This window comes from Mesorhizobium sp. M0030 (assembly GCF_040323695.1).
Lineage (GTDB): Bacteria > Pseudomonadota > Alphaproteobacteria > Rhizobiales > Rhizobiaceae > Mesorhizobium.
In genome coordinates, this window is record NZ_JAMYVE010000002.1 from 324,386 (window position 1) to 347,851 (window position 23,466).

The 23,466-nt window shown below is 61.4% G+C and carries 31 protein-coding genes, 1 pseudogene and 1 riboswitch; of the genes and pseudogenes, 23 read left to right on the forward strand and 9 right to left on the reverse strand.

The window, feature by feature from the left end:
• The first annotated feature begins 106 nt into the window (after positions 1–106).
• The 14 genes from NKJ80_RS05480 to NKJ80_RS05545 all read left to right on the forward strand — a co-directional run bounded on the left by NKJ80_RS05480 (position 107) and on the right by NKJ80_RS05545 (position 12,765).
• A complete protein-coding gene (locus NKJ80_RS05480; protein WP_352497198.1) occupies positions 107–697 on the forward strand; it encodes a BA14K family protein in 591 nt (196 codons plus the stop codon).
• An 87-nt stretch (positions 698–784) separates the two neighbouring features.
• Positions 785–1,078, forward strand: a complete 294-nt coding sequence (locus tag NKJ80_RS05485) for a DUF2934 domain-containing protein (protein WP_352497199.1) — start codon at positions 785–787, stop codon at positions 1,076–1,078.
• 271 nt (positions 1,079–1,349) lie between these two features.
• Entirely contained in the window at positions 1,350–3,083 is a 1,734-nt protein-coding gene (locus NKJ80_RS05490; protein WP_352497200.1) for an Eco57I restriction-modification methylase domain-containing protein, read from the forward strand.
• Complete coding sequence (locus tag NKJ80_RS05495; protein ID WP_352497201.1) at positions 3,073–3,816, forward strand: PaeR7I family type II restriction endonuclease; 744 nt, start codon at positions 3,073–3,075, stop codon at positions 3,814–3,816. Before NKJ80_RS05490 ends, NKJ80_RS05495 begins: the two co-directional genes overlap by 11 nt.
• Before the next feature lie 16 nt (positions 3,817–3,832).
• On the forward strand, positions 3,833–5,263 hold the full coding sequence (locus NKJ80_RS05500) for an HAD-IA family hydrolase (protein ID WP_352497202.1): 1,431 nt from the start codon (positions 3,833–3,835) through the stop codon (positions 5,261–5,263).
• A gap of 25 nt (positions 5,264–5,288) precedes the next feature.
• On the forward strand, positions 5,289–6,245 hold the full coding sequence (locus NKJ80_RS05505) for a DNA-processing protein DprA (protein WP_352497203.1): 957 nt from the start codon (positions 5,289–5,291) through the stop codon (positions 6,243–6,245).
• A gap of 187 nt (positions 6,246–6,432) precedes the next feature.
• Positions 6,433–7,272, forward strand: coding sequence for a septum site-determining protein MinC (gene minC / locus NKJ80_RS05510; RefSeq protein WP_352497204.1), 840 nt, complete (start codon positions 6,433–6,435; stop codon positions 7,270–7,272).
• Positions 7,273–7,321: 49 nt separating this feature from the next.
• Positions 7,322–8,137 carry a septum site-determining protein MinD gene (minD, locus tag NKJ80_RS05515; protein WP_023670342.1) on the forward strand — a complete coding sequence of 272 codons (816 nt, stop codon included), beginning with the start codon at positions 7,322–7,324 and terminating at the stop codon, positions 8,135–8,137.
• On the forward strand, positions 8,134–8,406 hold the full coding sequence (gene minE / locus NKJ80_RS05520; protein WP_023684809.1) for a cell division topological specificity factor MinE: 273 nt from the start codon (positions 8,134–8,136) through the stop codon (positions 8,404–8,406). The genes minD and minE overlap by 4 nt, the downstream gene beginning before the upstream one ends.
• A 265-nt stretch (positions 8,407–8,671) precedes the next feature.
• A complete protein-coding gene (locus NKJ80_RS05525; protein WP_023834732.1) occupies positions 8,672–9,118 on the forward strand; it encodes an ArsR/SmtB family transcription factor in 447 nt (148 codons plus the stop codon).
• Entirely contained in the window at positions 9,115–9,651 is a 537-nt protein-coding gene (locus NKJ80_RS05530; RefSeq protein ID WP_023684811.1) for an SRPBCC family protein, read from the forward strand. The genes NKJ80_RS05525 and NKJ80_RS05530 overlap by 4 nt, the downstream gene beginning before the upstream one ends.
• Before the next feature lie 165 nt (positions 9,652–9,816).
• Positions 9,817–10,398, forward strand: coding sequence for a dihydrofolate reductase family protein (locus NKJ80_RS05535; protein WP_352497205.1), 582 nt, complete (start codon positions 9,817–9,819; stop codon positions 10,396–10,398).
• 164 nt (positions 10,399–10,562) lie between these two features.
• Positions 10,563–11,444 carry an EamA family transporter gene (locus tag NKJ80_RS05540; RefSeq protein ID WP_352497206.1) on the forward strand — a complete coding sequence of 294 codons (882 nt, stop codon included), beginning with the start codon at positions 10,563–10,565 and terminating at the stop codon, positions 11,442–11,444.
• A 145-nt stretch (positions 11,445–11,589) separates the two neighbouring features.
• Positions 11,590–12,765 carry a hypothetical protein gene (locus NKJ80_RS05545; protein WP_352497207.1) on the forward strand — a complete coding sequence of 392 codons (1,176 nt, stop codon included), beginning with the start codon at positions 11,590–11,592 and terminating at the stop codon, positions 12,763–12,765.
• Positions 12,766–12,855: 90 nt separating this feature from the next.
• Here NKJ80_RS05545 and NKJ80_RS05550 read toward each other — a convergent pair whose 3' ends face one another.
• The 5 genes from NKJ80_RS05550 to NKJ80_RS05570 all read right to left on the reverse strand — a co-directional run bounded on the left by NKJ80_RS05550 (position 12,856) and on the right by NKJ80_RS05570 (position 14,983).
• Entirely contained in the window at positions 12,856–12,948 is a 93-nt protein-coding gene (locus NKJ80_RS05550) for a hypothetical protein (RefSeq protein ID WP_023689018.1), read from the reverse strand.
• 73 nt (positions 12,949–13,021) lie between these two features.
• Positions 13,022–13,120, reverse strand: a complete 99-nt coding sequence (locus NKJ80_RS05555) for a hypothetical protein (RefSeq protein ID WP_023684816.1) — start codon at positions 13,118–13,120, stop codon at positions 13,022–13,024.
• A 59-nt stretch (positions 13,121–13,179) separates the two neighbouring features.
• Positions 13,180–13,278, reverse strand: a complete 99-nt coding sequence (locus tag NKJ80_RS05560; RefSeq protein ID WP_023670351.1) for a hypothetical protein — start codon at positions 13,276–13,278, stop codon at positions 13,180–13,182.
• 200 nt (positions 13,279–13,478) lie between these two features.
• Complete coding sequence (locus tag NKJ80_RS05565) at positions 13,479–14,069, reverse strand: DUF924 family protein (protein ID WP_245271482.1); 591 nt, start codon at positions 14,067–14,069, stop codon at positions 13,479–13,481.
• A 2-nt stretch (positions 14,070–14,071) separates the two neighbouring features.
• Positions 14,072–14,983 (reverse strand): SDR family oxidoreductase, encoded by a 912-nt coding sequence (locus tag NKJ80_RS05570; RefSeq protein ID WP_352497208.1) that lies wholly within the window; start codon positions 14,981–14,983, stop codon positions 14,072–14,074.
• A gap of 111 nt (positions 14,984–15,094) precedes the next feature.
• Here NKJ80_RS05570 and NKJ80_RS05575 point away from each other — a divergent pair, with 111 nt between their 5' ends.
• A complete protein-coding gene (locus NKJ80_RS05575) occupies positions 15,095–16,057 on the forward strand; it encodes a LysR family transcriptional regulator (protein ID WP_352497209.1) in 963 nt (320 codons plus the stop codon).
• 26 nt (positions 16,058–16,083) lie between these two features.
• Here NKJ80_RS05575 and dinB read toward each other — a convergent pair whose 3' ends face one another.
• Positions 16,084–17,325 carry a DNA polymerase IV gene (gene dinB, locus NKJ80_RS05580; RefSeq protein ID WP_352497210.1) on the reverse strand — a complete coding sequence of 414 codons (1,242 nt, stop codon included), beginning with the start codon at positions 17,323–17,325 and terminating at the stop codon, positions 16,084–16,086.
• A 233-nt stretch (positions 17,326–17,558) separates the two neighbouring features.
• Between dinB and NKJ80_RS05585 the strand changes: the two genes are divergently transcribed.
• The 3 genes from NKJ80_RS05585 (at position 17,559) to NKJ80_RS05595 (ending at position 18,843) form a co-directional block, all read left to right on the forward strand.
• A complete protein-coding gene (locus NKJ80_RS05585; protein ID WP_023689015.1) occupies positions 17,559–17,795 on the forward strand; it encodes a hypothetical protein in 237 nt (78 codons plus the stop codon).
• Positions 17,796–17,947: 152 nt separating this feature from the next.
• Positions 17,948–18,355 carry a heme-copper oxidase family protein gene (locus NKJ80_RS05590; RefSeq protein ID WP_023743867.1) on the forward strand — a complete coding sequence of 136 codons (408 nt, stop codon included), beginning with the start codon at positions 17,948–17,950 and terminating at the stop codon, positions 18,353–18,355.
• A gap of 266 nt (positions 18,356–18,621) precedes the next feature.
• Positions 18,622–18,843: a hypothetical protein gene (locus tag NKJ80_RS05595; protein WP_023670355.1), complete on the forward strand. Its 222-nt coding sequence runs from the start codon at positions 18,622–18,624 to the stop codon at positions 18,841–18,843.
• 397 nt (positions 18,844–19,240) lie between these two features.
• Here NKJ80_RS05595 and NKJ80_RS05600 read toward each other — a convergent pair whose 3' ends face one another.
• A complete protein-coding gene (locus tag NKJ80_RS05600) occupies positions 19,241–19,570 on the reverse strand; it encodes a hypothetical protein (protein WP_352497211.1) in 330 nt (109 codons plus the stop codon).
• Positions 19,571–19,730: 160 nt separating this feature from the next.
• Here NKJ80_RS05600 and NKJ80_RS05605 point away from each other — a divergent pair, with 160 nt between their 5' ends.
• The 4 genes from NKJ80_RS05605 to NKJ80_RS05620 all read left to right on the forward strand — a co-directional run bounded on the left by NKJ80_RS05605 (position 19,731) and on the right by NKJ80_RS05620 (position 21,350).
• A complete protein-coding gene (locus NKJ80_RS05605) occupies positions 19,731–20,033 on the forward strand; it encodes a hypothetical protein (RefSeq protein WP_352497212.1) in 303 nt (100 codons plus the stop codon).
• A gap of 341 nt (positions 20,034–20,374) precedes the next feature.
• Positions 20,375–20,704, forward strand: coding sequence for a DUF1236 domain-containing protein (locus NKJ80_RS05610; protein ID WP_023670359.1), 330 nt, complete (start codon positions 20,375–20,377; stop codon positions 20,702–20,704).
• A gap of 98 nt (positions 20,705–20,802) precedes the next feature.
• Positions 20,803–21,018, forward strand: coding sequence for a hypothetical protein (locus NKJ80_RS05615; protein ID WP_023670360.1), 216 nt, complete (start codon positions 20,803–20,805; stop codon positions 21,016–21,018).
• 92 nt (positions 21,019–21,110) lie between these two features.
• Positions 21,111–21,350 (forward strand): DUF2934 domain-containing protein, encoded by a 240-nt coding sequence (locus NKJ80_RS05620; RefSeq protein WP_023684825.1) that lies wholly within the window; start codon positions 21,111–21,113, stop codon positions 21,348–21,350.
• A 159-nt stretch (positions 21,351–21,509) separates the two neighbouring features.
• Here NKJ80_RS05620 and NKJ80_RS05625 read toward each other — a convergent pair whose 3' ends face one another.
• Positions 21,510–21,761, reverse strand: a complete 252-nt coding sequence (locus tag NKJ80_RS05625) for a hypothetical protein (RefSeq protein ID WP_023684826.1) — start codon at positions 21,759–21,761, stop codon at positions 21,510–21,512.
• A 265-nt stretch (positions 21,762–22,026) separates the two neighbouring features.
• Positions 22,027–22,416: pseudogene (locus NKJ80_RS05630) on the reverse strand (GSU2403 family nucleotidyltransferase fold protein); the annotation flags it as partial.
• Positions 22,417–22,626: 210 nt separating this feature from the next.
• A riboswitch (TPP riboswitch) is annotated at positions 22,627–22,739 on the forward strand.
• Here NKJ80_RS05630 and NKJ80_RS05635 point away from each other — a divergent pair.
• A complete protein-coding gene (locus tag NKJ80_RS05635; protein WP_352497213.1) occupies positions 22,730–23,338 on the forward strand; it encodes a YkoF family thiamine/hydroxymethylpyrimidine-binding protein in 609 nt (202 codons plus the stop codon). It overlaps the preceding riboswitch by 10 nt.
• Positions 23,339–23,466 lie beyond the last annotated feature (128 nt).

Consider the following 23,466-nt stretch of genomic DNA (forward strand, 5'->3'; position numbering starts at 1 on the left):
CGAGCTGCCGGTTGTCGGTCGGTCAGACTTAGGTCCCTCGCGCCTGCTTTTCTGGAACAAGCCGTGATGTCCCGCATTTTATTGGCAGGGACACAAGGAGTGTCGAGTGAAAGCGATTTTGGGACTGGTCGGCGGCTTCGTGCTGACCCTTGCGGTGTTCGGCAGCGGGCTGGTTTTCGCAGCCTGGCTGCTTGCCGCCAAGCCAGCGCGGGAGGCAAGGCCCACCGTCAGCGTGGCGGAGCTGTGGACCCGGAAAGCGCGGCCGGTGGACAAGACGGCGCAGGACTTCGAACGTGTGCCGCCCGAGCAGTCCGCGCCTGCCGACATCGCCGCCAAGGCGCCGGCCCAGGACCCAGCCAGGCAGCAGCCCGATCCCACAGTCACCGGCGCCATCGCGCGGACCGAACTGCCGCCGCCGCATCTCGCCTGGTGCGCCAGCCGATACCGCTCCTACGATCCCGACGACAACAGCTACATGTCCTATAGCGGACAGCAGCGCACCTGCGTCTCGCCCTATCTCGCCGCCGACCGCGTCGCGCCGCGAGAGGCAAGCTATGTCGAGGGCGCGGGCGCCTACGCGGCCGCCGGCGGCGAACCGGACCATGTCGCCTCCTGCTTCAGCCGCTATCGCTCCTACCGTCCGGAAGACAACAGCTACCAGCCATATTCCGGCGGGCCGAGACGGCAATGCGAATAGCCAGCGCGAAGGGCGCCGCGAACGATTGCGACCGCGCGATTTCTGGGGTCGTTCGGATCGTCCTCAAAGCCCAGGGGAGGAACCACCATGGAAGACGACCGGCATCATAAGATACAGCAGCGCGCCTACCAGATCTGGGAGCGCGAAGGCACTGGCGACCCCGAGCATCACTGGCACCGGGCCGAGGCCGAAATCGACCGCGAAGCCGCCTTGCCGCTGACCGCCGACGACGCCCTGCCGCGCGAGATCGCCAGCACCGACGTGCTGACCGTCGAGGAACTCGCCGTGCGCACCGGCATATCGGGCGACGAGGCGCAGGAGCTGATCGACAGGCTCGGCACCGACCGCGCGGCGATTGAGCAGGCGGTGAGGGGGAGGTAAGGGGAGGCGGAAATCCTAGCCGGGATGCCATCAGGGCCCTGTGCAACGCCAAGCAAGGGTTTACGCGTCTGTCGGACGCGCCGGGTGAGCAGAGAATTGGCCAGAGCGCGAGCTAGTTTTCGGGCTCAATTGCTGCTTAGCAATGGAGTGGGGACAATCGGGCATGGCGCTTGACCCGCTGTCGCGCGAGGTTCTAGCTTCCCCCTCAACGAAGGCCGACTCACTGCAGCCTTGCTAACGCGAATGCGGTCAGCAAAGGCCATTGCGATACATGAATGAAATCGCTCCGCTGATCAGCCTCACACAGCCGACCTTCTTTGGAGATTGCGCTATCACTGCGGCTGTGGGTGCACTTGCTTCCGCGAGCGTCGAGCAACGCGGTGCCATTTTCACCCGACGCGAGGTGGTGGAGTTCATCCTTGATCTGAGCGGCTACACCGCAGACAAGCAGCTGTGTCAAATGCGCCTATTGGAGCCGTCATTCGGGGGTGGCGACTTTTTATTTCCGGCGATTGAGCGACTTCTTGTTAGTTGGGAGAAAGTTGGTCGCCCGGGGATCGCCAGCTCGTTGTTGAATGCGATTAGTGCGGTTGAGCTTCACGCGGCAACATATCAAGAAACGCGGGCCAAGCTTCTCGAAACACTAAGAGAGTACGGATTTGGCGAACTCGACGCCAATTTGTTGGCCGGCAATTGGCTTGTATATGGCGACTTTCTCCTGACTACGATTAGAGGCGGCTTTGATTTTGTAGTCGGTAATCCTCCTTATGTTCGCCAGGAACTAATCGCTGACGCATTGATGGCCGAGTATCGGAGTCGATATCGGACCATCTATGATAGGGCCGACTTGTATGTTCCCTTCATCGAACGATCGCTCAGTCTGCTGAGCGAGGGTGGTCGGCTTGGCTTTATCTGCGCTGATCGATGGATGAAAAACCGCTACGGCGGCCCGTTGCGTGAAATGGTTGCGAAGGATTTTCACCTCAAAATTTACGTGGACATGGTGGATACACCTGCCTTCCACTCGGACGTGATTGCTTATCCGGCGATAACCATCATTGAGCGCGACAAACCGGGCAGCACGCGTGTCGCACATCGTCCGCCAATCGAGAGGAAAGCGCTCTTAGCCCTTTCCGCGGCGCTAATGTCAAGCGAACTGCCTGATCAGAATAGTGGGGTGAAGGAACTGCACGGCATTGCGGTTGGGGCTGAGCCATGGATACTAGAGTCATCGGACCAGCTTGCGCTAGTCCGCCGCTTAGAGGGTAGCTTTCCACTACTTGAGGAAGCAGGATGCAAGGTTGGAATTGGTGTAGCTACAGGCGCTGACGATGCCTACATTGGGCGCCTTGACGAACTCGACGTAGAGGATGACCGAAAGCTTCCGTTGGTCATGACCAAGGACATCCTTGATGGCGTTGTGAAATGGCGAGGTTTTGGCGTCGTCAATCCGTTCGGGTCAGATGGAAGGCTAGTCGAGCTCGAAGAATTCCCGAAACTGAAACTCCATTTGACAGCGCGGCGTGGGCAGATCGCAGGCCGACACGTCGCACAAAAAACGCCCGCTAATTGGTATCGAACGATTGATCGCATTTATCCTGATATCGCTGGTCGGCCCAAACTTCTAATACCGGACATCAAAGGCGAGGCTCATATCGTTTTTGAGGATGAGGGTCTCTACCCACACCACAATCTGTATTTTATCGTTTCGGAGATTTGGAATCTCCGAGCGCTGCAAGCTGTTTTGCTATCTGGTATCGCACGGCTTTTCGTCGCGGTTTATTCGACCAAAATGCGCGGGGGCTATTTACGCTTCCAGGCCCAGTACCTTCGACGTATTCGCATCCCGGATTGGTCTTCAGTGTCGAAGGAGCTTCGCGCGCGCCTAATCGCTGCAGCTGAATCGAAAGATATCGAGGCGTGTAATCAAGCCGCCTTTGAGTTGTATGGGCTAAGCACAGAGGAGCGGAGTGCTTTGGGAGGAAAGGGGAAAAATGGGGCTTGATCTGGCAGACTACGAACGGAAGGCGCGCGACGCCACAATGGCTTTTTGGGGCAATAGACAGAAGGCTATGCAGGCAAAGATCGAGGCCGGGACAAGCGACACTGGCGAACGAGGAGCAGTTACAGCAGGCAACACTATGGACGGCTTCGCCGCGCTGATGATCGATCTGGTTCATGCCAATGGGCTCGGACATGCGTCGATCTACCGGAACAGGGCTGCCCTTACCTTGCCAGGCTACTTCAGGCCGACAAAGCTTTGGGACGTGTTGGTGATCCTTGACGGCCGACTAGTGGCAGCTGTGGAGATGAAAAGCCAAGTCGGCCCTTCCTTTGGCAACAATGCAAATAATCGCGCGGAAGAGTCGATCGGCACCGCCCATCATTTTTGGACAGCTTATCGAGACGGGGCATTCGGGCCTCACGCGAGGCCGTTTGTTGGATGGCTCGTTATGGTCGAAGATGCGGTTGCATCTCGCAGGCCGTCGAAACGAGAGACGTCACTTCACTATCCAATTTTCCCTGAATTCAAGGGCGTTTCATATTTAGGTCGGTACGATCTTCTCTGCCAAAAGCTGGTCCGAGAAAACCTGTACACGGCGGCTTGCACGCTTGCCTCTCCGCGTGATGCTGTGACGACCGGGGCTTTCTCCGATATGTCCGAGCTTACCAGCCTCAAGTCATTCGTGGCGGCTTTCGCTGCCCACATGGCGGCCGAAGGGGCGCGCAGCGAGTAGGCTGATATCAAGGTCATTGACCAACTACCTCACAACCCCATCGACACCTGAAACGATTTCGCCGTCATATGGCAATGCACACTACGCTCAAAATACTTTGAAAGTCGTGGCTTCATTCGCCAACTTGATTTCCCATCAAATATTCTGTTTGTTTGAACGGGGAGTCGTGTATCGCGGCAGAATGGGGGAAGAGATGTTTGAGTTGTGCTTATTTGATTTGGATAATACCTTAGTAGAAACTGATGACATGAAGGATTTGAGGGAATCCGGAAAAAACAAAAATGATGCGGCATACATTAAAAGCGTAAAGAACGAATTTCTAGCGGATATTGGACGGCATATTTACTCAGAAGATCTAATAGTAAGATTGCGAAAGAAATTCCCAGAAATGAAGATCGGCATTTTCACCCGATCTCCGCGAAGTTACGCTACCACGATATTGACGCTTGCCTATCCATCCGTACAATGGGATGCCATCGTGGCATACGAGGACGTCGCCAGAACAAAACCTCACGGAGAAGGCGTCCACAAGGCAATGTTGTCTTTAGGGTGTAAGAACACAGCCAAAGTGGTTCTCATTGGTGATGGAGACAACGATATCCGCGCTGCATACAATGCAGGTTGCGTTGCTGTTCTAGACAAGACATCGTGGGAAAACAGGCTTACCAACGACAATTGGAACGCCTTAGGACACATACCAGATGTGATAATTAGCGATCCAGAAAAGATTTTCGAGGTTATAGAAAATTACAAAGCATATTTGCCTGAGTTAGAGCGTTTGTTGTATCGGGTAGATAAAGTAAGTTCTTCGCGATTTGACAAAGTGAATAAGTTTATTCACAGGGGGGCCGGAGGCGGCAAAACCGCCTATCCCATATTCGCAAGTGGAAGGTCTTTCTCCGGGTACGAGTCTCTAAAGTTGCGAAAAAAATGGCATCGCCTCACAACCGGTATCCACGCTCAAAAGGATGCTGATCAATTCCCGGATGCGTGGATTGAGGCGGTGCGGATTTTCATCCGTACGCAATTCCCTCTTTTGATTCTCCTTGGGGGGGAGTTGATTGTTTCAGTTATCCCCCACAGGCCTGGAAGAAAGCCGCGCCTAGAAAATTTCCTGGACCAGCTCGCGGCTTCTTATCTCAAGGAACCTCTCAAGGGTAAGGGCAAGGTCTCATTTGTGTCTGATCTCTTGGCGTATAAGGACGGTGTTCGCTCAAATAGCAACGACAAGCTAGGACCTGTCGAAAGGTTCGAAAACGTTCGAGATCACCTGTTTGTGAAGCGTGAGGACGTTGTGAAGAAGGGGCCGAAGTTCCTAATCATTGATGACGTTTCGACAACGGGCGCCACTTTGATATACGCCAAAAAGTACTTGACTGAAGCTGGAGCTACGGAAGTTACATGCTTTTCAATCGCAATGAATATAAGTAACGTCTTGTATGATTGAGATATCAATAAAGACAAGAAGTCTTATGAATTTTTCGATGCTCAAAGGTGTCGGCCCTACGACACTTCGTAAAATTGCGAGCATGCGAAATTTTGAAGAAATATCTGTTGATGAGATAGCATTTAAATTTCCGACGATCTCAAAGGCACTGCAAGAGACCGCAGCTTGGGATAAAGCGATCGAAGGAACTGACAGGCAGATCGAAGAAGCTAGATCTAGAAATGCTAGAATTATTTCGCCGATGGATGAGGAGTACCCAAGCTTATTGGCCGCAACAAGGGATGATCCATTTTTAATTTTCGTATGTGGTCGATTGGCTTCGAACCCTGAGAAGTCCGTTGCGGTGATCGGGACACGGGAACCAACGGCGCATGGCGTTAAGATCGCTCAGCGAATTGCGCAATTTTTCACGGAAAAGAGATGGAGCGTGGTGAGTGGTTTGGCGATCGGGTGCGATGCGATTGCCCATCAAGCTACGCTGGATACCAATGGTCATACCGTCGCCGTCTTAGCTCACGGTTTGCATACGATAGCCCCCACACGTCATCGCAAATTAGCTGAGGATATTCTAGCTTCGGGTGGAGCACTGGTAAGCGAATATCGCTTTGGCCAAAATGCTCAACCCCAACAATTTGTGAAGCGGGATCGAACTCAGGCGGGCATGGCGCAGGGCGTTGTGATGATTCAATCCGACGTTAAAGGCGGAAGCCTCCATGCGTCTCGGGCAGCGCTAGAATACAACCGTTGGCTAGCTGTCCCTTATCCTACCGCACTAGATAGAGCTAATTTGGAGCCAAAGATCCAAGCCAATTTGGTGATTGCGGAAGGGGAGTCCAACCAGAGGGCAGAACTTCTACGTTGCGCCCCATCGGCATTGGGTAAAATTATCATTCTTCAAGGCAAGGAGGATTATCCAAGGATGATCGATAGCCTCTCGAATCCTGGGAGTTTGCCTAGTTCTCATAGGGGCTCTTTGATCTAGGATCGAGGCGGCAACGCCTGTTCCGGCGAGCGGCTGGCGGGCTGTAAAAGGCATTTTCGAAAATCGAACCTGGGTAGGCTCTCGCAGGCAACCAGCGACTTATTGTCGGTCTTCAACCTCCTTCCTGTTAACCTTTCATTAACCATACCACCGCTAGCGTTTACCTCTCAGTAAGGAATCGCCCGCCGTGACCTTTGCCGCTCCCCTCGAGGCCAAATCCATTCGCTTTCGCGCCCGCTCCTTCGTCGCTTTCACGCTGACGCCGGAGGCGCCTTTGGATGTTTGGCTGGAGAGCCTCGATCGCTGGGTCGGCAATTCGCCGGGCTATTTTGCCGGGCGCCCGGTGGTGCTCGACCTGAACGTGCTCAAGCCCGATGTCGTCGCCATCGAAGCGCTGGTGGATCTACTCGGCCAGCGCGGCATCCGCATTTATGCCATGGAGCTCGATGGCGGCGCCGAGCTTGGCGCGCATCTGCCGCCGGTGCTGGTCGGCGCCAAGGAGGCGACCACCGACGGTCTGCTGCAGCCGAGCCGCAAGGCGGGCAGGGCGGAGGACGCCACGCCGGCAGGCGATACGAAGGCGGCCGGTGACATCAAGACAGAGGCCGGCGATTTGAAGGCGGGCGATTTGAAGACGGGCGATCTGAAACCGGCGAGCGATGCCAAGACGCAGCCTCGAGACACCAAGGCCCCGGACGCCGGCACGCTGATGATCCGCTCGCCGATCCGTTCAGGGCAGCTGATCTTCCATCCGCATGGCGATGTCATCGTGCTGGGCTCGGTCGCGTCCGGCTCCGAGATCGTCGCCACCGGCTCGATCCATGTCTATGGCACGCTGCGCGGCCGCGCTTCGGCAGGCGCTCAAGGCAACACGGCGGCGCGTGTCTTCTGCCGCAGGAACGAAGCCGAGCTTCTCTCGGTCGATGGCTGGTATTGCACGGCCGAGGAGATGGACCCGTCAGTCCGGGGCAAGCCTGTGCAGGCATTTCTCGACAACGGCATGCTGCGCATCGCCCCTTTCAGCTAATGCGTCTCGCCCGACAACGACATAACGAACAACAACGGAGGCTTTATTGATGGGCAAGGTAGTGGTGGTCACCTCGGGCAAGGGGGGCGTCGGCAAGACGACCTCTACCGCGGCTCTGGGGGCGGCGGTCGCCAAGACCGGCAAGAAGGTGGCGCTGGTCGATTTCGATGTCGGACTGCGCAACCTCGATTTGATCATGGGCGCCGAACGGCGCGTGGTGTTCGATCTCGTCAACGTCATCCAGGGCTCGGCAAAGCTGTCGCAGGCGCTGATCCGCGACAAGCGGGTCGAGACGCTGTTCCTGCTGCCGGCCTCGCAGACGCGCGACAAGGATGCGCTGACCGAGGAGGGCGTGGCCGAGGTCATCGGCAAGCTGCGCTCGGTGTTCGACTATGTCTTCTGCGACAGCCCAGCCGGCATCGAGCGCGGCGCGCAGCTCGCCATGCGCTTTGCCGACGAGGCGGTCATCGTCACCAATCCGGAAGTGTCGTCGGTGCGCGATTCCGACCGCATCATCGGCCTGCTCGATTCCCGCACCTTGCGCGCCGAGGAGGGCGAGCAGATCGCCAAGCATGTGCTGGTCACGCGCTACGATGCGGGACGCGCCGCGCGCGGTGAAATGCTGTCGATCGACGATGTGCTGGAGATCCTGTCGGTGCCGCTGCTCGGCATCATTCCGGAAAGCCAGGATGTGCTGCGCGCCTCCAACCTCGGTTCGCCGGTGACGCTGTCGGAGCCGCTGAACGCCGCTGCCAAGGCTTACATCGACGCGGCCAAGCGCCTCGAGGGCGAACAGCTGCCGGTCATCGTGCCCTTCGAACGCAAGGGCTTCCTCGATCGTCTTTTGGGAAGGAGGGCGGCATGAACCTGCTCGACATCTTCAAGCGGCGCACCAGCGCGCCGGTGGCGCGCGAACGGCTGCAAGTGCTGCTTGCCTATGAGCGCCGCAACCGCAGCCAGCCCGATCTCGTCTCCATCCTGCGCGAAGAGATCATGGCGGTGATCGCCAAGCATGTGCAGATCGACCAGGATTATCTGCAAGTTTCGATGGACCGCGGCGAGACCATGTCGACGCTGGAGATCGACATCCAGATCCCCAACAAGAGCGCGGTGCCGCTGGCCATGGCTGGGTGAGGTTACCCTCCCCCTTGTGGGGAGGGTCGATCCGCAAAGCGGATCGGGGTGGGGGTCTGCGCGGACCTCCGCCATCTTGGGTTCCTCTCCCAGACTTTCGTGAGGGAAGAGGAAATCCACATCCCCCACGGTCAGCGCTAGTACCCCCGCCCGGACCTACGGTCCGACCTCCCCACAAGGGGGAGGTAGGGGGCCAGCGCCTCTCCCCAAAAAACATTCAACCAACTAGTTGACTATCTAAAATCTCGCCTCTATATTCAACTACATGGTTGAATTAGAGACGCCCCAGATGGACCAGGTTTTTCACGCCCTCGGCGACGCCACGCGCCGGAACATGCTTAACCACCTCGCCGGCGGCGAGCGTACGGTGAGCGAGTTGGCGCAGCCCTTCGCCATGTCGCTGGCCGCCGCCTCCAAGCACATCAAGGCGCTGGAGCATGCCGGGCTGATCCGGCGCGAAGTGCGCGGGCGCACCCATGTCTGCCGCCTCGAGGCCCGCCCGCTGGCGACCGCCTATCAGTGGCTCGGCCAATACGCGCGTTTCTGGAACAGCCGCCTCGATGTCCTCGAACAGCTTATGCGCGAGGAGGCGGGGCGCAAAACGTCGACGACGCCGTCAACGCCGGCACCGGCAAATCCAGAACCATCCAAGCCGGAATCACCCAAGCCAGACACATCCAGGCCAACATCATCCGAGGGAGACGACCGATGAACCAGATGAACAGCTTCGACGGCTACGCCCAGCTGATCCAGCCGGCCACTTTGAGGATCGAACGGCTTTTGCCCGGAACCAGGGAGCGCGTCTGGGAATATCTGACGCAGAGCGACCTGCGCCGCCAATGGCTGGCGGCCGGCGACATGGAGATGGAGGAAGGCTCTTCCTTCGAGCTGGTCTGGCGCAACGACGAACTGACCGACCCGCCCGGCGACAGGCCGGCCAGTTTCAGTGGCGGCGAGCAGCGGATGCACAACCAGATCGTCGAGTGCGACCCGCCGCGCAAGCTCACCATCACCTGGAACGGCAGCGGCAATGTCACCTTCGAATTGGCGCAGCGCGGCGACGACGTCCTGCTCACCCTGGTCCACCGCCGCCTGCCGGACCGCTCGAGCCTGATGATGCATGCCGCCGGCTGGCACGTGCATCTCGACCTCCTGGTTGCCCGCGTGGCGGCCGAGAAGCCCGAACCGTTCTGGGACAGCTTTAGCCGTATCGTGGCGGAATACGACCGGCGCCTGCCGGCCTGACCTGACCTAACGCATCGCCCGGTCCAACCGGGCACCATCGATCCCTTGCGCCGGATGCCGGCGCAAGGGCCGGCGAAACACGCGCCTTCGCCAGACACCGCGGCGCGTCAGCGGAAGTGAAACCAGGCAACGTGCTTGCATCCCGCAAGCCCGAAGGAGGAAGTCATGCGTAAATTGATCACCGGAATGAAGATCTCCATCGACGGCAAGATCGAAGGCCCCGAAGGCTTCGCCGACTGGGTCGACAACTGGTCGGAGGAATACGGCCTGATGCCTGAGATCGACGCCTGCCTGCTCGGCGGCGTCATGTATGCCGGTTATGAGCGCTACTGGAGCGCGATCCAACAGAACGAGCCGGACCAGCCATTGCCGATGACCGGCAGACTGGTCGACCCGGCCGAACTCGAATGGGCGCGCTTTGCCGCGAAAACCCCGCACTATGTGTTGTCGAACACCATGACGACGGCAGCCTGGGCCTCCACGCGCTTGCTGCGCAGCCTCGACGACATCGCGGCGCTGAAGCGCGAGCCCGGCAAGGACATCTACCTCATGGGCGGCGCCCGCCTCACCGCCAGCCTGATCGAGGCGGGGCTAGTGGATGAAATGCGGCTCATTGTCTATCCGCTGCTCGCCGGCGACGGCAAGGCGCTGTTCGGCACGGTGCACGCCCGGCACGGACTGGAACTGCGCAAGGCCGAGGCGCTTTCGGATGGACGTGTGAGCCTGGTGTATGGGCTGGCGAGCTAGCTTCTTTTCCTCTCCCCCGATCGACGGGGGAGAGGAAATGCGTCGGCGTTCGCCTCCCACCCTTGCCCTATCAACAGCCCGCTCGTGCCACACGACAGCCAGGCCCTTTATCCCTATCTCCAGCCTGCGCTACGGCCTGCTGGTCGTGCGCGGAGGGACTGGAATTGACGTCGACGCCGATTGCCGTAGCTGAAGCGAAGGCCTTGCCGATCGGCGCGTTGCTTGGCGCCATGGTGTCGATCCAGATCGGCGCCACCTTCGCCAAGGGCCTGTTTCCGCTGATCGGCGCCAATGGCACCACGGCGCTGCGGCTGGTCGTGGGCGCGCTGATGCTGGCGGCGGTGCTGAGGCCGTGGCGGGTGCGGCCGTCGCGGGCCGTGCTGCCCTGGCTCATCGCCTATGGCGTCAACCTCGCGGCGCTGAACCTTTTGTTTTACGCAGCGCTCGCCAGAATTCCGCTCGGCGTCGCGGTGGCGCTCGAATTCTCCGGCCCGCTGCTCGTGGCGACGCTGTCGTCGCGGCGCGCCACCGACTTCGTCTGGGTGGTGCTGGCCGTTGCCGGCATATTGCTGTTGTCGCCCTTCATCCACTCCGGCAGTGCACTCGACCCGCTCGGCGTGATGCTGGCGCTGGCCGCCGGCGGCTGCTGGGCGCTCTACATCGTCTTTGCGCAAAAGGCGGGCGCCGAGCTTGGCAGCCAGACCACGGCTTACGGGCTGGTCATTGCCGCTGCTCTCGCCCTGCCGTTCGGCCTCGCCGAGGCGGGTACCGGCCTGATCGCACCCGCGATCCTGGTCAGCGCGCTGCTGGTCGGGCTGTTCTCCAGCGCCTTGCCGTTCTGGCTGGAGATGGTGGCGCTGACCCGGATGCCGGCCAGGCTCTACGGCACGCTGACTTGTCTGGAGCCGGCGCTGGGCGCGCTGGCCGGCTTCCTGTTCCTGCACGAGACCCTGAGCCCGCTGCAATGCGCGGGCATCGCCGCCGTGGTCGTCGCCGCCTTCGGCGCCGCGCTGACCACCAAGCCGCCGGTGCCATCGCCGGAATAGGTGCCTGAAATGGGTATGTGACGCCGATGCCGTGGTCCGCCGGTCCCGTGTCCGGTTGCTCAAGCGCCTGCAGCATCGATATATGGATCGATGTATGCGCAGGAGATCCAGATGAGCAGGGCTGACAGCATTGCTTGAGCCGTCCGTGATCAAGGCAATACTCCTTGTCGGGCTCGCCGCTGTCGTTGCGGCTTTGGCCTGGCGGCTGGCGCGGTCGCGTCGCAGAGCCCGGCTTCGTGAAGATCCGGCCAACGACTACGCCGTGCGCCGGGACTGGTCGGGCAACCACGGCAAGCTCAATCATTCGACCTTTGTCTACTTCGACGCCGATCGTGACGGCCGCTACGGGCTCGGCGACCGCCCGATGGCCGGCATCATGGTCAGACTGCATGATGGCGACGGCCGCTTCGTCGCCGCGGCGCGGAGCAACCGCGGCGGCTTTGCCAATTTCCTGGCGTCGGCGAAACGTCGGGCCGCGCCCATCCATGTGCCGGGCAGCTACCGCTTCACCGTGTCGGTTCCGCCCGGCTGGCGCTCCAGCAGCGCCAACGAGGTCCAGTCGCAGCACCTCCGGCCGCTGCCGGGCTCGCCCACCGGGCTGGTATCGGAAGCAATGCTGCAGCCGGTCGGCCTGTTTGCGATACGCCGGCTCAGCGGCCGCGTAGCGGACGGTGCTTCGGCGAGCATCTCGGTGATGGCGAAAGGGCAAGAGGTGGCAGTGCATCCGCTAAGTGCTGGGGCTGGCTTCCGTCTCGATCTGCCCGATGACGCCGACGCGATCGAAGTCACCGGCGATGGCATGGAACGACGACTGGCCTTGTCCGCCTACCCGACCGAGCTCAGCCTGCTGTCGCCCGAGAACGCGGCTGTCGACAGCGCCGCGTCCTTGCAGGCCATCGGTTTCGACGATGTCACGACGCGCGGCCTGCGCAAGGTGCCGTCCGGTTATGCCGGGTTGACCTGGTTCAACCTGAACGCACTGGCGCGCGATCATACCGAAGGCAGCGAAGGCTACGTCAACGGCAATATCTCGGGAGACCATGTCTGCTATACGAGCAGCGGACACCCGGCCGAATTCTCGAGCGACAAACCGTTCGGGTTCCATTCCGTGATGCTGACAGCGGCATGGTTGAAGTCCGAAGGCGAAACCGCACTGGTCGAGAGCTGGCTTGGCGACCGGCTGATCGCCAGCGACACGATCGTCCTGTCGGCACTGGCGCCCGTCCACTATGCGCCGATGCTGGCGGCGGTGACGCGCGTACGCCTCTCCACGAGCCACTATTGGCAGCTAGTGCTCGACGATCTGGTGGTTGTGCGCTGAACGGTCCCGCCGCCTGCGGGAGATCATGCTCCGGAAACGATCAAGCCGCCCGACTCTGCCAGGAGGATCTCGATCTACCGGGGAACGAGTTTAGCCCGGAATAGGAGCAGAAGCGCCGTTCGCGGTGATCTGCGAGAGCTTGCCCTTTTTTACCAGCACTGGCTTGGAATAGGTCTTCCTCATTTTCCACTCTCCACGTCGGGCACCCAAAGCCCTGTTCCCGGCCAGACGGCACGAGGCGTCGGATAATCGGCTGCTAGACTGCGACCGGCCCGGAGCCGTTACCATTGTCGGCTGTAACCTGCGAGAGCTTGCCCTTCTTGACCAGCACCGGCTTCGAATAGGTCTTCTTCATGCCGCATCTCCAGTGTCAGGCGAGGCCGCCAGATCAGGCGACAGTCCGACTCAACGACCTCACTCGATCGGGCCGGAACCCGCTCCATTGGCGAGCGCCGTAACCTGCGAAAGCTTGCCTTTTTTGACCAGAACAGGCTTCGAATAGGTTTTCTTCATGGTATAATCCTCCAAGGTTACGCGATAATGCCAGACGGATCGACACTGTCAACCTTCGCGGCGCCGTCGTCCCGCCCCGGGTTTTCTTGGTCCCGATGCACTAGATCATGATGAGATTTGGTTGCAATCTCATCATGATCTAACCCTTTGTTGCAGCATGATCTTTTCCAAAAACCGGACCCGCTTTTTGGAATCATGCTCTAACCCGCAAATCCACCTTCATCGAGAAAGCGTTGTTCTTGGGCGTGCATGGCGCGGCCGAGGATCGGGTTGCGGTGCGGAAAACGTCCGAAACGGCGGATGATGTCGCGGTGATGTTCGGCCCGCTTCAGGTCGGACGGGCCGATGTCGCGCGACAGCGCCACCGAGCGGTCCTGGTCGGCAATCGCTTCGGAATGCGCGAAGGGCAGCCCGAAGAACAGCCGCAGCGAGGGATCGACCATCCGCTGGAACCCGGCATCGATCGCCTCAGTAGCGATCGCGCGCGCCTTCGCGTCGCTGGCATACATGCGCGGCGTGTCGCGAAAGGCGTTGCGCGGGAACTGGTCGAGCAGCAGGATCAGCGCCAGAGCCCCGTAGGGCGTCGCCATCCAGCCATCGCAGTCGCCGCGCGCTGCGGCCTCATGCAGCCGCAGGAAGCGATCGCGAAACTCGCGGTCGAAGGCCGCATCCTTGGCGAACCACGCGGCAGGTCCTGCCTGCCACCAGAAGCCGACCACGGCGGCAGCGGCATCCGGCACATTCTTCCGGGCGGCGAGGCCGCCCGGTTCGACGGTTGCGATGGCGTCCATTGTCAGGCCGCCTTCGCATCGCCGGCCAGTGCCGCCCAGTCCAGCGCTCTTGCCCATTCGGCGAATGAGGTCGGCTTCACCGGCAGCAGACGGGTCGTCTGGCCGAGATCGACGGCAAGCACGGTCTGCTTCTGGCTGCGGATCCAGGCATAGCTGGCGGCAGTCTGTTCGGCGGCGTCCTTGCCGAGCATGGTTTCGAGCGCGGCGGCGAAGTCCGCCAGCGGCACCGGATAATAGCTGACTTCGCGGCCGACAATGCCTGACAGGATGACGGCCATCTCCGGTCCGGTCAGCGCCTGCGGCCCGCCAATGTCGAAGCTGGCACCGGCAAGCTCCGGATGCCGCAGCGCTTCGACCACGTAGGCCGCCATATCCTGCCAGGAGATCCAGGAGGTCTGGAAGTTGGCCGGCAGCGGATAGGCGAGGACGCCCTGATGCATGATCGCCGGCGCGCTCCAGGGCGCCGCGATATTGCTCATGGCCAGCGTCGGCTTGAGGACGATGGATGGCGGGCCGAACGTCTTGATGTAGTCGATGAGTTCGGCCTTGGCGTCCATCCCCGCCGTGCCGGAATGGCCCGACACATGGCCGCTGGTGTTGAACACCAGAAGCTTGACGCCGCCTTGCTGCGCCGCATCCGCAATGTTGCGGCCGTAGCGCAGGATCTCTTCAGGGCTTGCACCGACCGGCAAGGTCAGCGCCACCGCATCGACGCCGAGGCAGGCGAGGGCCAGTCGGCCGGGGTCGGCGAGATCACCGCGCACGATGTTGACCCCATCGCCGAACGGATCGGGCGAGCCCTTGCGTAACAGGACACGCACCGTGGCGCCGGCGGCGCGGCAAGCGCTGACAATGGCCGACCCTTGGGCGCCGGAGGCGCCGGTGACCAGAACCGAATTGGGAAAGTTTGGCATGGATTTGCTCCTCTCTGAATGAGTGCCGACGAAACCGGCACCACCGTCTTCGCGTCGAAGAAGGCATTCGCAACTTTACTCTGCTGAATCCAGTGATATGATTTCAGGAATATGCTGAACAAAATTGACCTGGCGCGCGCCGATCTCAATTTGCTGGTCTTGTTCCAAGCCATCATGGAGGAGCGGCATGTCGGTCGCTCGGCGGAGCGGCTAAACCTGTCGGCCTCGGCGGTCAGCCATGGCCTTGGCCGGCTGCGCAAGCTGCTTGGCGATCCGTTGTTCCTGAAGACGCCGCGCGGCGTCGTGCCCACCGACCGGGCAACGGAGCTTGCCGAACCGGTGGCTGAGATCCTGGCGCGGGTGCGCCGGGTGATCGCCAGCGCCGAGCCGTTCGATCCCGCCCGCTCGACGCGCCGCTTCACCATCGGTGCGCCGGATGCGGTATCGTCCGTGCTCCTGCCGCCGCTGCTCGACCAGATCCGCCTTTTGGCCCCCGGCATCGACATCGGCATCCGGCAACTGCTGCCACGCCAAGGTGAACCGTCGCCCACTACTGCCTGGAGCGACTGTGTCGCCGAACTCGAAGCGCGCGCCATGGATGTCGCGGTGATTCCGTTCGACGGCCTGCCGGCACGCTTCACCGTCGACAAGCTCTATGAGGAGGATTTCGTCGTCGCCACGCGCGCCGGCCACCGCTTCGCCGGCGATCCGTGCCTCGACGCCTATTGCAGCGTGCAGCATATGGTCGTCTCGAACAATGGCGATCCGAACGGGTTTGTCGACAGGGTGCTGGCTGAACGCGGCCTGTCGCGTCGCGTCGCGCTGACTGTCCCCAACTTCATGTTCGGACTGGCCGTGCTTGCGCAGACTGATCTGATATCGGCCTATCCGCGCCGGTTCCTCGCCATGTATGGCGGCCGTTTCGGTGTCGTCGGCGTCGATGCGCCCATCCGGCTCGGCCACTTCAACATCAACAGCATCGTGCCGAAGGTTGCGCTGATGGATGCGGGTCTGGCCTGGTTGGTCGGCCTGCTCAAACAGAGCGGCAATGCAGCGCGGACTGGCCCAGCCTAAACATTGGCCTTGCCGTCGCGCCGCACTCACAGTTCCTTCTCCGCCAGTTCGCGGAAGGCATCGGGAACCGAGCGCCGGGCTTCCAGCGCCACGGCGCCATAGCCGACAGCCTCTCTGCCAAAGCGCTGGCGGATCTTGTCGATGGCGCGGTCGGCGCCAAAGCGCGCCAGGCCTTGCCTGCTGCCGGGCCGCTGCTTTTCATCGGCAAGCCCGAGCGGCAGCTCCAGCTGCAGCTCGGCACTTTCTTCCAGCTGCGACACCGAGATCGCCAGCAGCGAGATGGTCTTCTCCCGAGGGTTGGCGGCCAGCACGCCGCGCACCAGCTCCCCGGCGATTTCGGCCAGCATCGCGGTTGCCGAAATCGGCTGATCGAGCGTCAGCGAGCGTGTGACAGCGTGCAGATCGGCGAAACGCACGCGCACCGTCACCGTGCGCCCGGGCCGTGATTTCGCCCTGAGCCGGCTGGCGACCCGGTCTGCCAGATGCAGCAGGACGGGTCCGAAGATACGCGCCTCGGCCGGCCGTCTGCCAAGCGCCGACTGCGCGCCGGCGGAATGCGACCGCCTGTGGGTTTCGAGCTTTCGCGGGTCGCGGTTCCATGCCAGCGACGCCAGCTTTTCGCCGGTGGCGGGCCCGAGCAACCTTCGCAGCGCCCCACTATGCGTCTTTGCCAACTGGCCGATGGTCTCGATGCCGATCTCGGCCAGCCGCGCCTTGGTCGCCGGGCCGACGCCCCACATCAGGCCGACCGGCAGATCATGCAGGAAGGCAAGTTCGGTGTCCGGATAGACCACCACCAGGCCGTCGGGCTTGGCCACCTGCGAGGCGATCTTGGCCAGATGCTTGGTGCGCGCCACGCCGATCGAGATCGGCAGGCCGAGCTCTGCCCGGACGCGCCGACGCACCGTGGCGGCGATCTCGGCCGGCGGCCCGAACAGATGCGTGCAGCCGGCCACATCGGCAAAGGCTTCATCGATGGAAATCCGCTCGACCAGCGGCGTGAAATCGTCGAGCACCTTAATGGCGGCGTCGCCCAGCCGCTGATAGTCGGCGAAATGGCCGCCGACGAAGATCAGTCCGGGGCAAAGCTCGCGCGCGCGTTGTCCGGGCATGCCGCCGCGCACGCCGAAAACCCTGGCTTCGTAGGAGGCGGCAAGCACGACGCCGCCGCCGACGGCGATCGGCTTGCCCCTGAGCGCCGGGTCGAGCAGCTGCTCGACCGAGGCGTAGAAGGCGTCGAGATCCGCATGCAGGATGGTGGGCTCCATCCCGACCGTTCCCTTTGCGGCGTTGCAGCATTAGCCGCGTCTGTTGTGATAGGCGTTTTTGCCGAACAAATAGAGAACAAACAGGGCCTATTGTCAAGCGAAGCGGTTGCCGCCGGCCGGTCCGTTCCAGGTCGGGCCGTCGAGTGCTCCGCCTGGGCATCGGACCTGCGGAACATTGTCTCTCGCCTCAGCGTTCATATCCGCGACGGGACGCTGTTTTTGTGGAGGCCGGTATGGGCCAGTTCGAGATGATCGACCTCGTCAGCGTCGTTGACGCCTGCACGAGCGATCGCGTTGCCGGGCACTGCGTGTCAATGGCCAGGGCGGTGGAGGAGTTGCGAGTGCTGACCGGTGATTTCGTATCGCCGGACGAGACGGTGGCCAACGCGCTGTCGGCAGTGGCGCTGGGGCGCGGCTGCGCGGTGGTGTTCGATGAGCGAGCGGGCGCCGACATCTTGCTGACGCCGTAGCGGGCGGCGCCGGGTTGTGGCAGCCAGAAAAGTCGAACAGCGTGCAAAAAGCTGTGCAGGCATGGCCCCATAAGCGGGGCGTGGAAAATTTCTGCGCGTGGGTGTATTCTCCAGGACGCAAGCGGTCGCAGACCGCATAGGGGAGAAATGACATGCCGAGGGTTTCGGAACTCTTTTTCAAAACTGCCATCTTGTTCCTGATGTTGGGGATTGCGGCCGGCCTGCAGATGGCGATCTCGGGTGACCACGCCGCTTTTCCGGCGCACGCGCATATCAATCTGCTCGGTTGGGTGACGAGCGCCATCTTCGGCGGCTACTACGCGCTCAATCCGCAAAAGGCGGCGCGTCGCGTCGCCATGATCCACTACGGGCTCTACACTCTCGGCCTGGTGATCATGCTGCCGGCGCTGTATGTGATGCTGCAGGGAAACCCGGCGCTTGAACCGATCGTCGCCGGCGGCTCGCTCATTGTCGCCGCTGCCGTTCTGGTTTTTGCTTTCGTGGTGTTTTCGCCCGAAACGGCGCGCTCGGTGTCCGGCGTGGTTCCGGCCTCTCGCTGACCGTTCGCGCGCGGCGATCAAAGTCCGACCCGCGTTCGCGACCCGCGACACGGGTTGGCCAGGCCGATGGCCGCAGCCGCTGGCTGCGGTGTCTATCGCCGCGTCGGCGCTTAACATACCCGAGTCCCACCACGTATTATTTCGTGACTATTTGGCGCCGGAACCTTCCCAGATATCGCGCGTTGCGGCGACTGTATTCGCGCTGCCTTATATATAGGCAGACTTGAGTACGTCCACAGCATGGGTTGGGGGAGGAGCAGGCCACCATGTCGAACAGAGAAATCGGAACGTCGGCCTCACTGGGCCGACGCATCGCCGATCTGAAAGCCAGGATGCGAGACGCCAGCGTTACTGAACACGAGATGCAGACCTTCCAGAAGGTCGCGGCCATCATGGGGGGTGTCGAAGGCTCCCTACGCCTCGACGCCGACGACCTGATCGCGGCGTCCTTCGTCACCGAGGCGCTCGGCGATCCCGGGTCGAACTGAAGGTCAGAGCCCGTCGGCACTCAAGTGCCGGCGGTCGATGGCCCGGTTCGCAGCGCCGCGATGCCGGAGCGTGTCTGCACCGCCCGCGGCGGGGATTTCTTGCGCACTTTGAAGATTTCAGGCGAGCGGCCTCGACGACGCTTGAATGTTGGGCTTCGCGTTGTGCTTCTCGGCTGCCTCGCGGCTGTCGAACGTGCCGAGATTGCGTCGCCGTCCAGCCCTTGACCACAAGGGCTAAGCCAAAATCGCCAAGGCGCCTTAAACGAACGATCCGGCCAGCCGGATCCTTCGAAATATCAATCGCGATGCTCCGGCATCGCCTTCAGCTCATACTTGGTCCAACTGGTGACGGCGTGGACGTGCCGGGAAACCTCTCGAAAGTCCGCGGCCGCTGCCCTTACACCTCGTCGAACGGGCCGCCGCGCCTCGCCAGGTCGTGACCAATGGCGGCTTCCTCGGCGTCGTCGGGCAAGGCATCGTCACTGTCCTGGTAGGGGTTGTCGTCATCCTCCTCGGGCAGTTCGCCTTCCTTCTCGACACCGGTGGTGTCCGGCAGGCTTTCCTCATCTGCTCCGTCGGGCAGGACCGTTGCGCCACGCAGCGCATCCCAATCCTGCCGACGCGGCGTCGGCGCTTCCACTTCGTCATTGGCGATCTTGTCGCGGGCATCGTTTTTGCTCGGTCGCGCCTCGACCTCGTCATTGGGTTTTCTGTTTCGTTCTTCCATGATTGCCTCCTCCGGGCGGCTTTGCGTCGAGAAGGTGGAACTCACTTCCGGCTGTCAGGTTCCGGCAACCACTCCATCTCCGTGGAACCAATTGCCGCCAGTCTGCTTTGCCAAGGACTAGTCTGCTTTGCCAAGGAGATGAATCCAGAGGAGCTGGACCATGAAGACTTTCCCCCTCATCCCATGCGTGCTGCTCTTGGCGCTGGTCGACCCGGCGGCCGCGCAGGACAATAGCGACCAGAACGGCCCTGCCGCGCCTTGCCAAGCGCAGCCTCAGGACGATGGTCAGAAGCCGCCGGTCGCCAATGGCGGCGGCGAATCGACCAGCACGCTCGGTCCCTGCGGCGGCGTGCTGCAGCCGCCGCCCAGTGGTGACCAGGGTATGACGCAGCCGCCGCCGGATCAGGGCAAGACGCCGGTGATCAAGCCTTGCGAGGTGCCTGGGCAGCCGCCGAAGCAATGACCTTTGCTTGAAACTTCACGGCGTGGCACGAAGGCGGTCGGTTCCGATCTTGGCCGGGCGACGCGGTCACCGGATCAATGCCGGCGCCGGCCGCAATCGCCACCGGAATTGGAGCCGTGCATCATCCATGTCGAAGGTCTCCTGAGGGATTGTGCTTCAATGCGAATCTTGCGGGTGCGGGTTCTGCGGGCATGACCGGGAAGCCGATCAATTTAGTCTCCGCTTGCGGAACAAGACCGTACCGGCTGCGTTTGCCTCCAGGAGCCCGCCACCTCGATCTGCGCTGTTTTCGCCTCATGCGGGAACACGGCGGAGCTCGCCAACAACGACAGGAGACGAAGATGAAAACCATCCTTATTCCCGCCGTCGCCGGGCTCGCCATGATCGCTGGTATCGGCATTGCCGCCGCCGACGAGGTGATCGTCACGCAGCCGGCACAGCAGCAGGTGATCATCACCCCGGAACAGCGCACGGTCGTGCACCAGTACGTAAAGAAACATCCGCTTGCCTCTGTCAATCTGCTCGGCGTCGAATTGAATGTCGGCACTGCCTTGCCTGACACTGTCGAGCTGCAGGAGGTTCCCGACGTTCAGTACAGATACGCCGTCGTCGACAACCATACCGTGTTGGTCGACCCCAGCACGCGCAGGATTGTCGAGGTGGTCGAGTAACGCTCGACAACCTAACCATTCATCGGTGATACGGCCCTGTCGTTCTTCCCAAAAGGGCGGCAGGGCCGAATGACGAACATGATGAAAGGAGAATTGCCATGTTGCCGCATGTCGAGACCCCGAACTCCGCCAATGTTGCGGCGTGTTGCGACAAGTTGCTGGCCGAGCGCAACACGGCGCTGTTATCGATGAAGGAAGCGATCGCGCTCCTGCGGGAGCGCACCGGCACCGATCGTTCGGATGCCGACCTCGCGGGGCTGATCGTCAAGAAAGCGGCGCTGCTCGGCGTTGCGGTGATTTCCGACCCGCGCTGAGATGTCTCGTCACTCAAGACGCCGGCCGAATTTTCGGCTAATGTTTTCGTGGAATCTGGACCAACCGACCGGACCCAACCACGGAGGCTTAAGTGACGGACGACAAACAGGACCGCATTCGCCAGCGCGCGCACGAGATCTGGGAAAAGGCCGGCCGGCCTGAAGGCGCGCATCAGGAACACTGGGAGCAGGCCACGGCTGAAGTCGATGGCGCGGTCGCCAAGCCAAAAAAGGCGGCGAAGAAAGCTGACGCCAAGCCCGCCAAGGCAGCCGCCAAGCCAAAGGCAGCGAAGCCTGCCGCCGCAAAGTCCGGCAAAGCCAAATCGAAATAAGGCCAAGTCGAAATAAGACCAGTCGAAATAAAGCAAGGCCGGAATTCGCTGGCCGGGCCATCCTTGGCGCCCGCCGTTCAGGCGCGCCCGAGCCTCTCAACCTGACGAATTGCGCCTGCGACGGGCAGCGCAATTCCTTGTGTTTGGCGACAGGCGCCCTCATGCCTCCCAGGCATAACTCGACAGCGCAAAGCGAATGCCGGCAGCTGTCATGGCCAGTTCGCATTCGGTGATCTGGCGCAGGTGGCGCAGATAGCGCGTCACGGTCTGTGGCAGCCAGCCGGCGCAGGCCTCTACATAGGCGCGGCTGTGAACAAGGGTGCCGGTCGACAGCCTCTCGTCCTTCTCGGCAACGACTTTCAGATATTGGCGGATGAAGCGGATGTCGTCGGCGATGTCCTGGCTGGCCATTCGCCAGGCCCCGGCGAGGCGTTGGCACTGATCGAATGACAAGGGCAACAAAGGGGGCGGCAATAAAGGCGGCGGCAACAAAGGCGGCGGCAACGACGGGGGTGACAGCAAAGGCCGAGAGAGATCGGCGAAGGCAACATGGTTCGCTGTGCTCAAGGACATTCCTCTCTGCGAAAAGAGATATCGTACTTTATGTACGAATAAGCGTCAAGCCAATTTCGTACGGTTGGGACGATGGAAATGAATATAGCAGCGGTCGCTTCAGCTAATCCCGCATCGTGAATCCTTCAGGAGTCGCACCAATTTCGCGGAGGGATTTCCCCAGGATGGTGTGACTGTTTTCCCTCGTGGCGGCGTCGAACAGGTTCAAGCCGCCCCGGATCGTCTCGCGCCAGTTTTCGCCCTTGTCCCACGCTTCCATGAAGGCGAAGGCAAGGTCGTCCTGGCGACGCGTGGCTTCGAGCGCTTGGGTCAGCAGGCGCGCTTGATGGAGATCCTTCTCCCGCTTGGCGCCAGCGCTCGGCCCGCGTCGCGAGGCGACGATCAGCTTGTGGATGGCGTAGCGCTGGGGCGAGGGGACCAGCACAGGCAAGCCCGAGCGATGCAGGAGCACAGTCCGGATGGGGTCGCGGATAAGGAAATCCAGAAACCGTAAGGGCTGCGCGGAGTCTCTGCCGTTTTCTTATAATTACGTTTATCAGCTTGAATTTCAACGCAGTTATAAGAAGTTCGTGGAAACGTTATAACGCAACGAACTGACGAGTCGTCTGTTAACGCCCGGGCGCCCGGCACGTCTGGCCCAAAACACTTTCCCGCAGTGCCTCAACAAACGGCTTCCCCAATGCCGCGAACGGTGCTTTAACCCGCCCATCCACAGGGGTGCTCCGTATCGTCGGGGCTGAGATGAGGGCGGCAAGCCTTCGGACCCTAAAGCTGATCTGGATAATACCAGCGGAGCGAGGCGGGCGATGTTTTCAGGCGCACAGATTTCCCTTTATCCCATGACCGACGATTTCGTCGGCGTCATCCTCGGCGCGCTCGGCGCGCTCGATCCCTGGCGCGACCGGCTGCGGATGGAAACCGATGACATCTCGACCCTTATGGTCGGGCCGCCCGAGGTGCTGTTTCCCGCCATGCGCGACCTGTTCGTCGCGGCGGCCAAAAGCGGCAAGCACTGCGTGCTTTCGGCGGCGGTCTCGCGCGGCTGTCCGGGCGAGCCCGACGATCCGATCTGCCGCTCCGACGAGACCGGCGGCCCCGCCATTCCGCTGGACGAGCGCAAGATCGCCGCGATCCGCGCTGTCCAGGCCACGCCGTCGACCGGCCAGCCGGTGGCGGCGCAGTTCTCGCTCTACGTTATGGGCACGGGCGACCATATGGACGAGATCTACGGCTGCATCGATTTCCTGAAACAGTCCGGCGTCTTTGAGCGCTCAAAGAACTTCTGCACCAAATTGCGTGGCGATGCCGGTGCGGTGTTTGCCACGCTCAACGAGGCCTTCTGCCGCTTCGGCCCCGGCGCCGGCCACGTCACCCTCGACATCACGATCTCGGCGAACAGCCCGAGCGCCGTCTGAGCCGCGGCTCAAGCGTCGTTCCTTGAGGATATTGCCGTGGCTGGTTTATCTGACCCATTGCGTGGAGGAGATGCCCCTGACCCCTCAGCACAAAGAGGAGGGGAGCCATTGGCGATTGGCGAAGACCG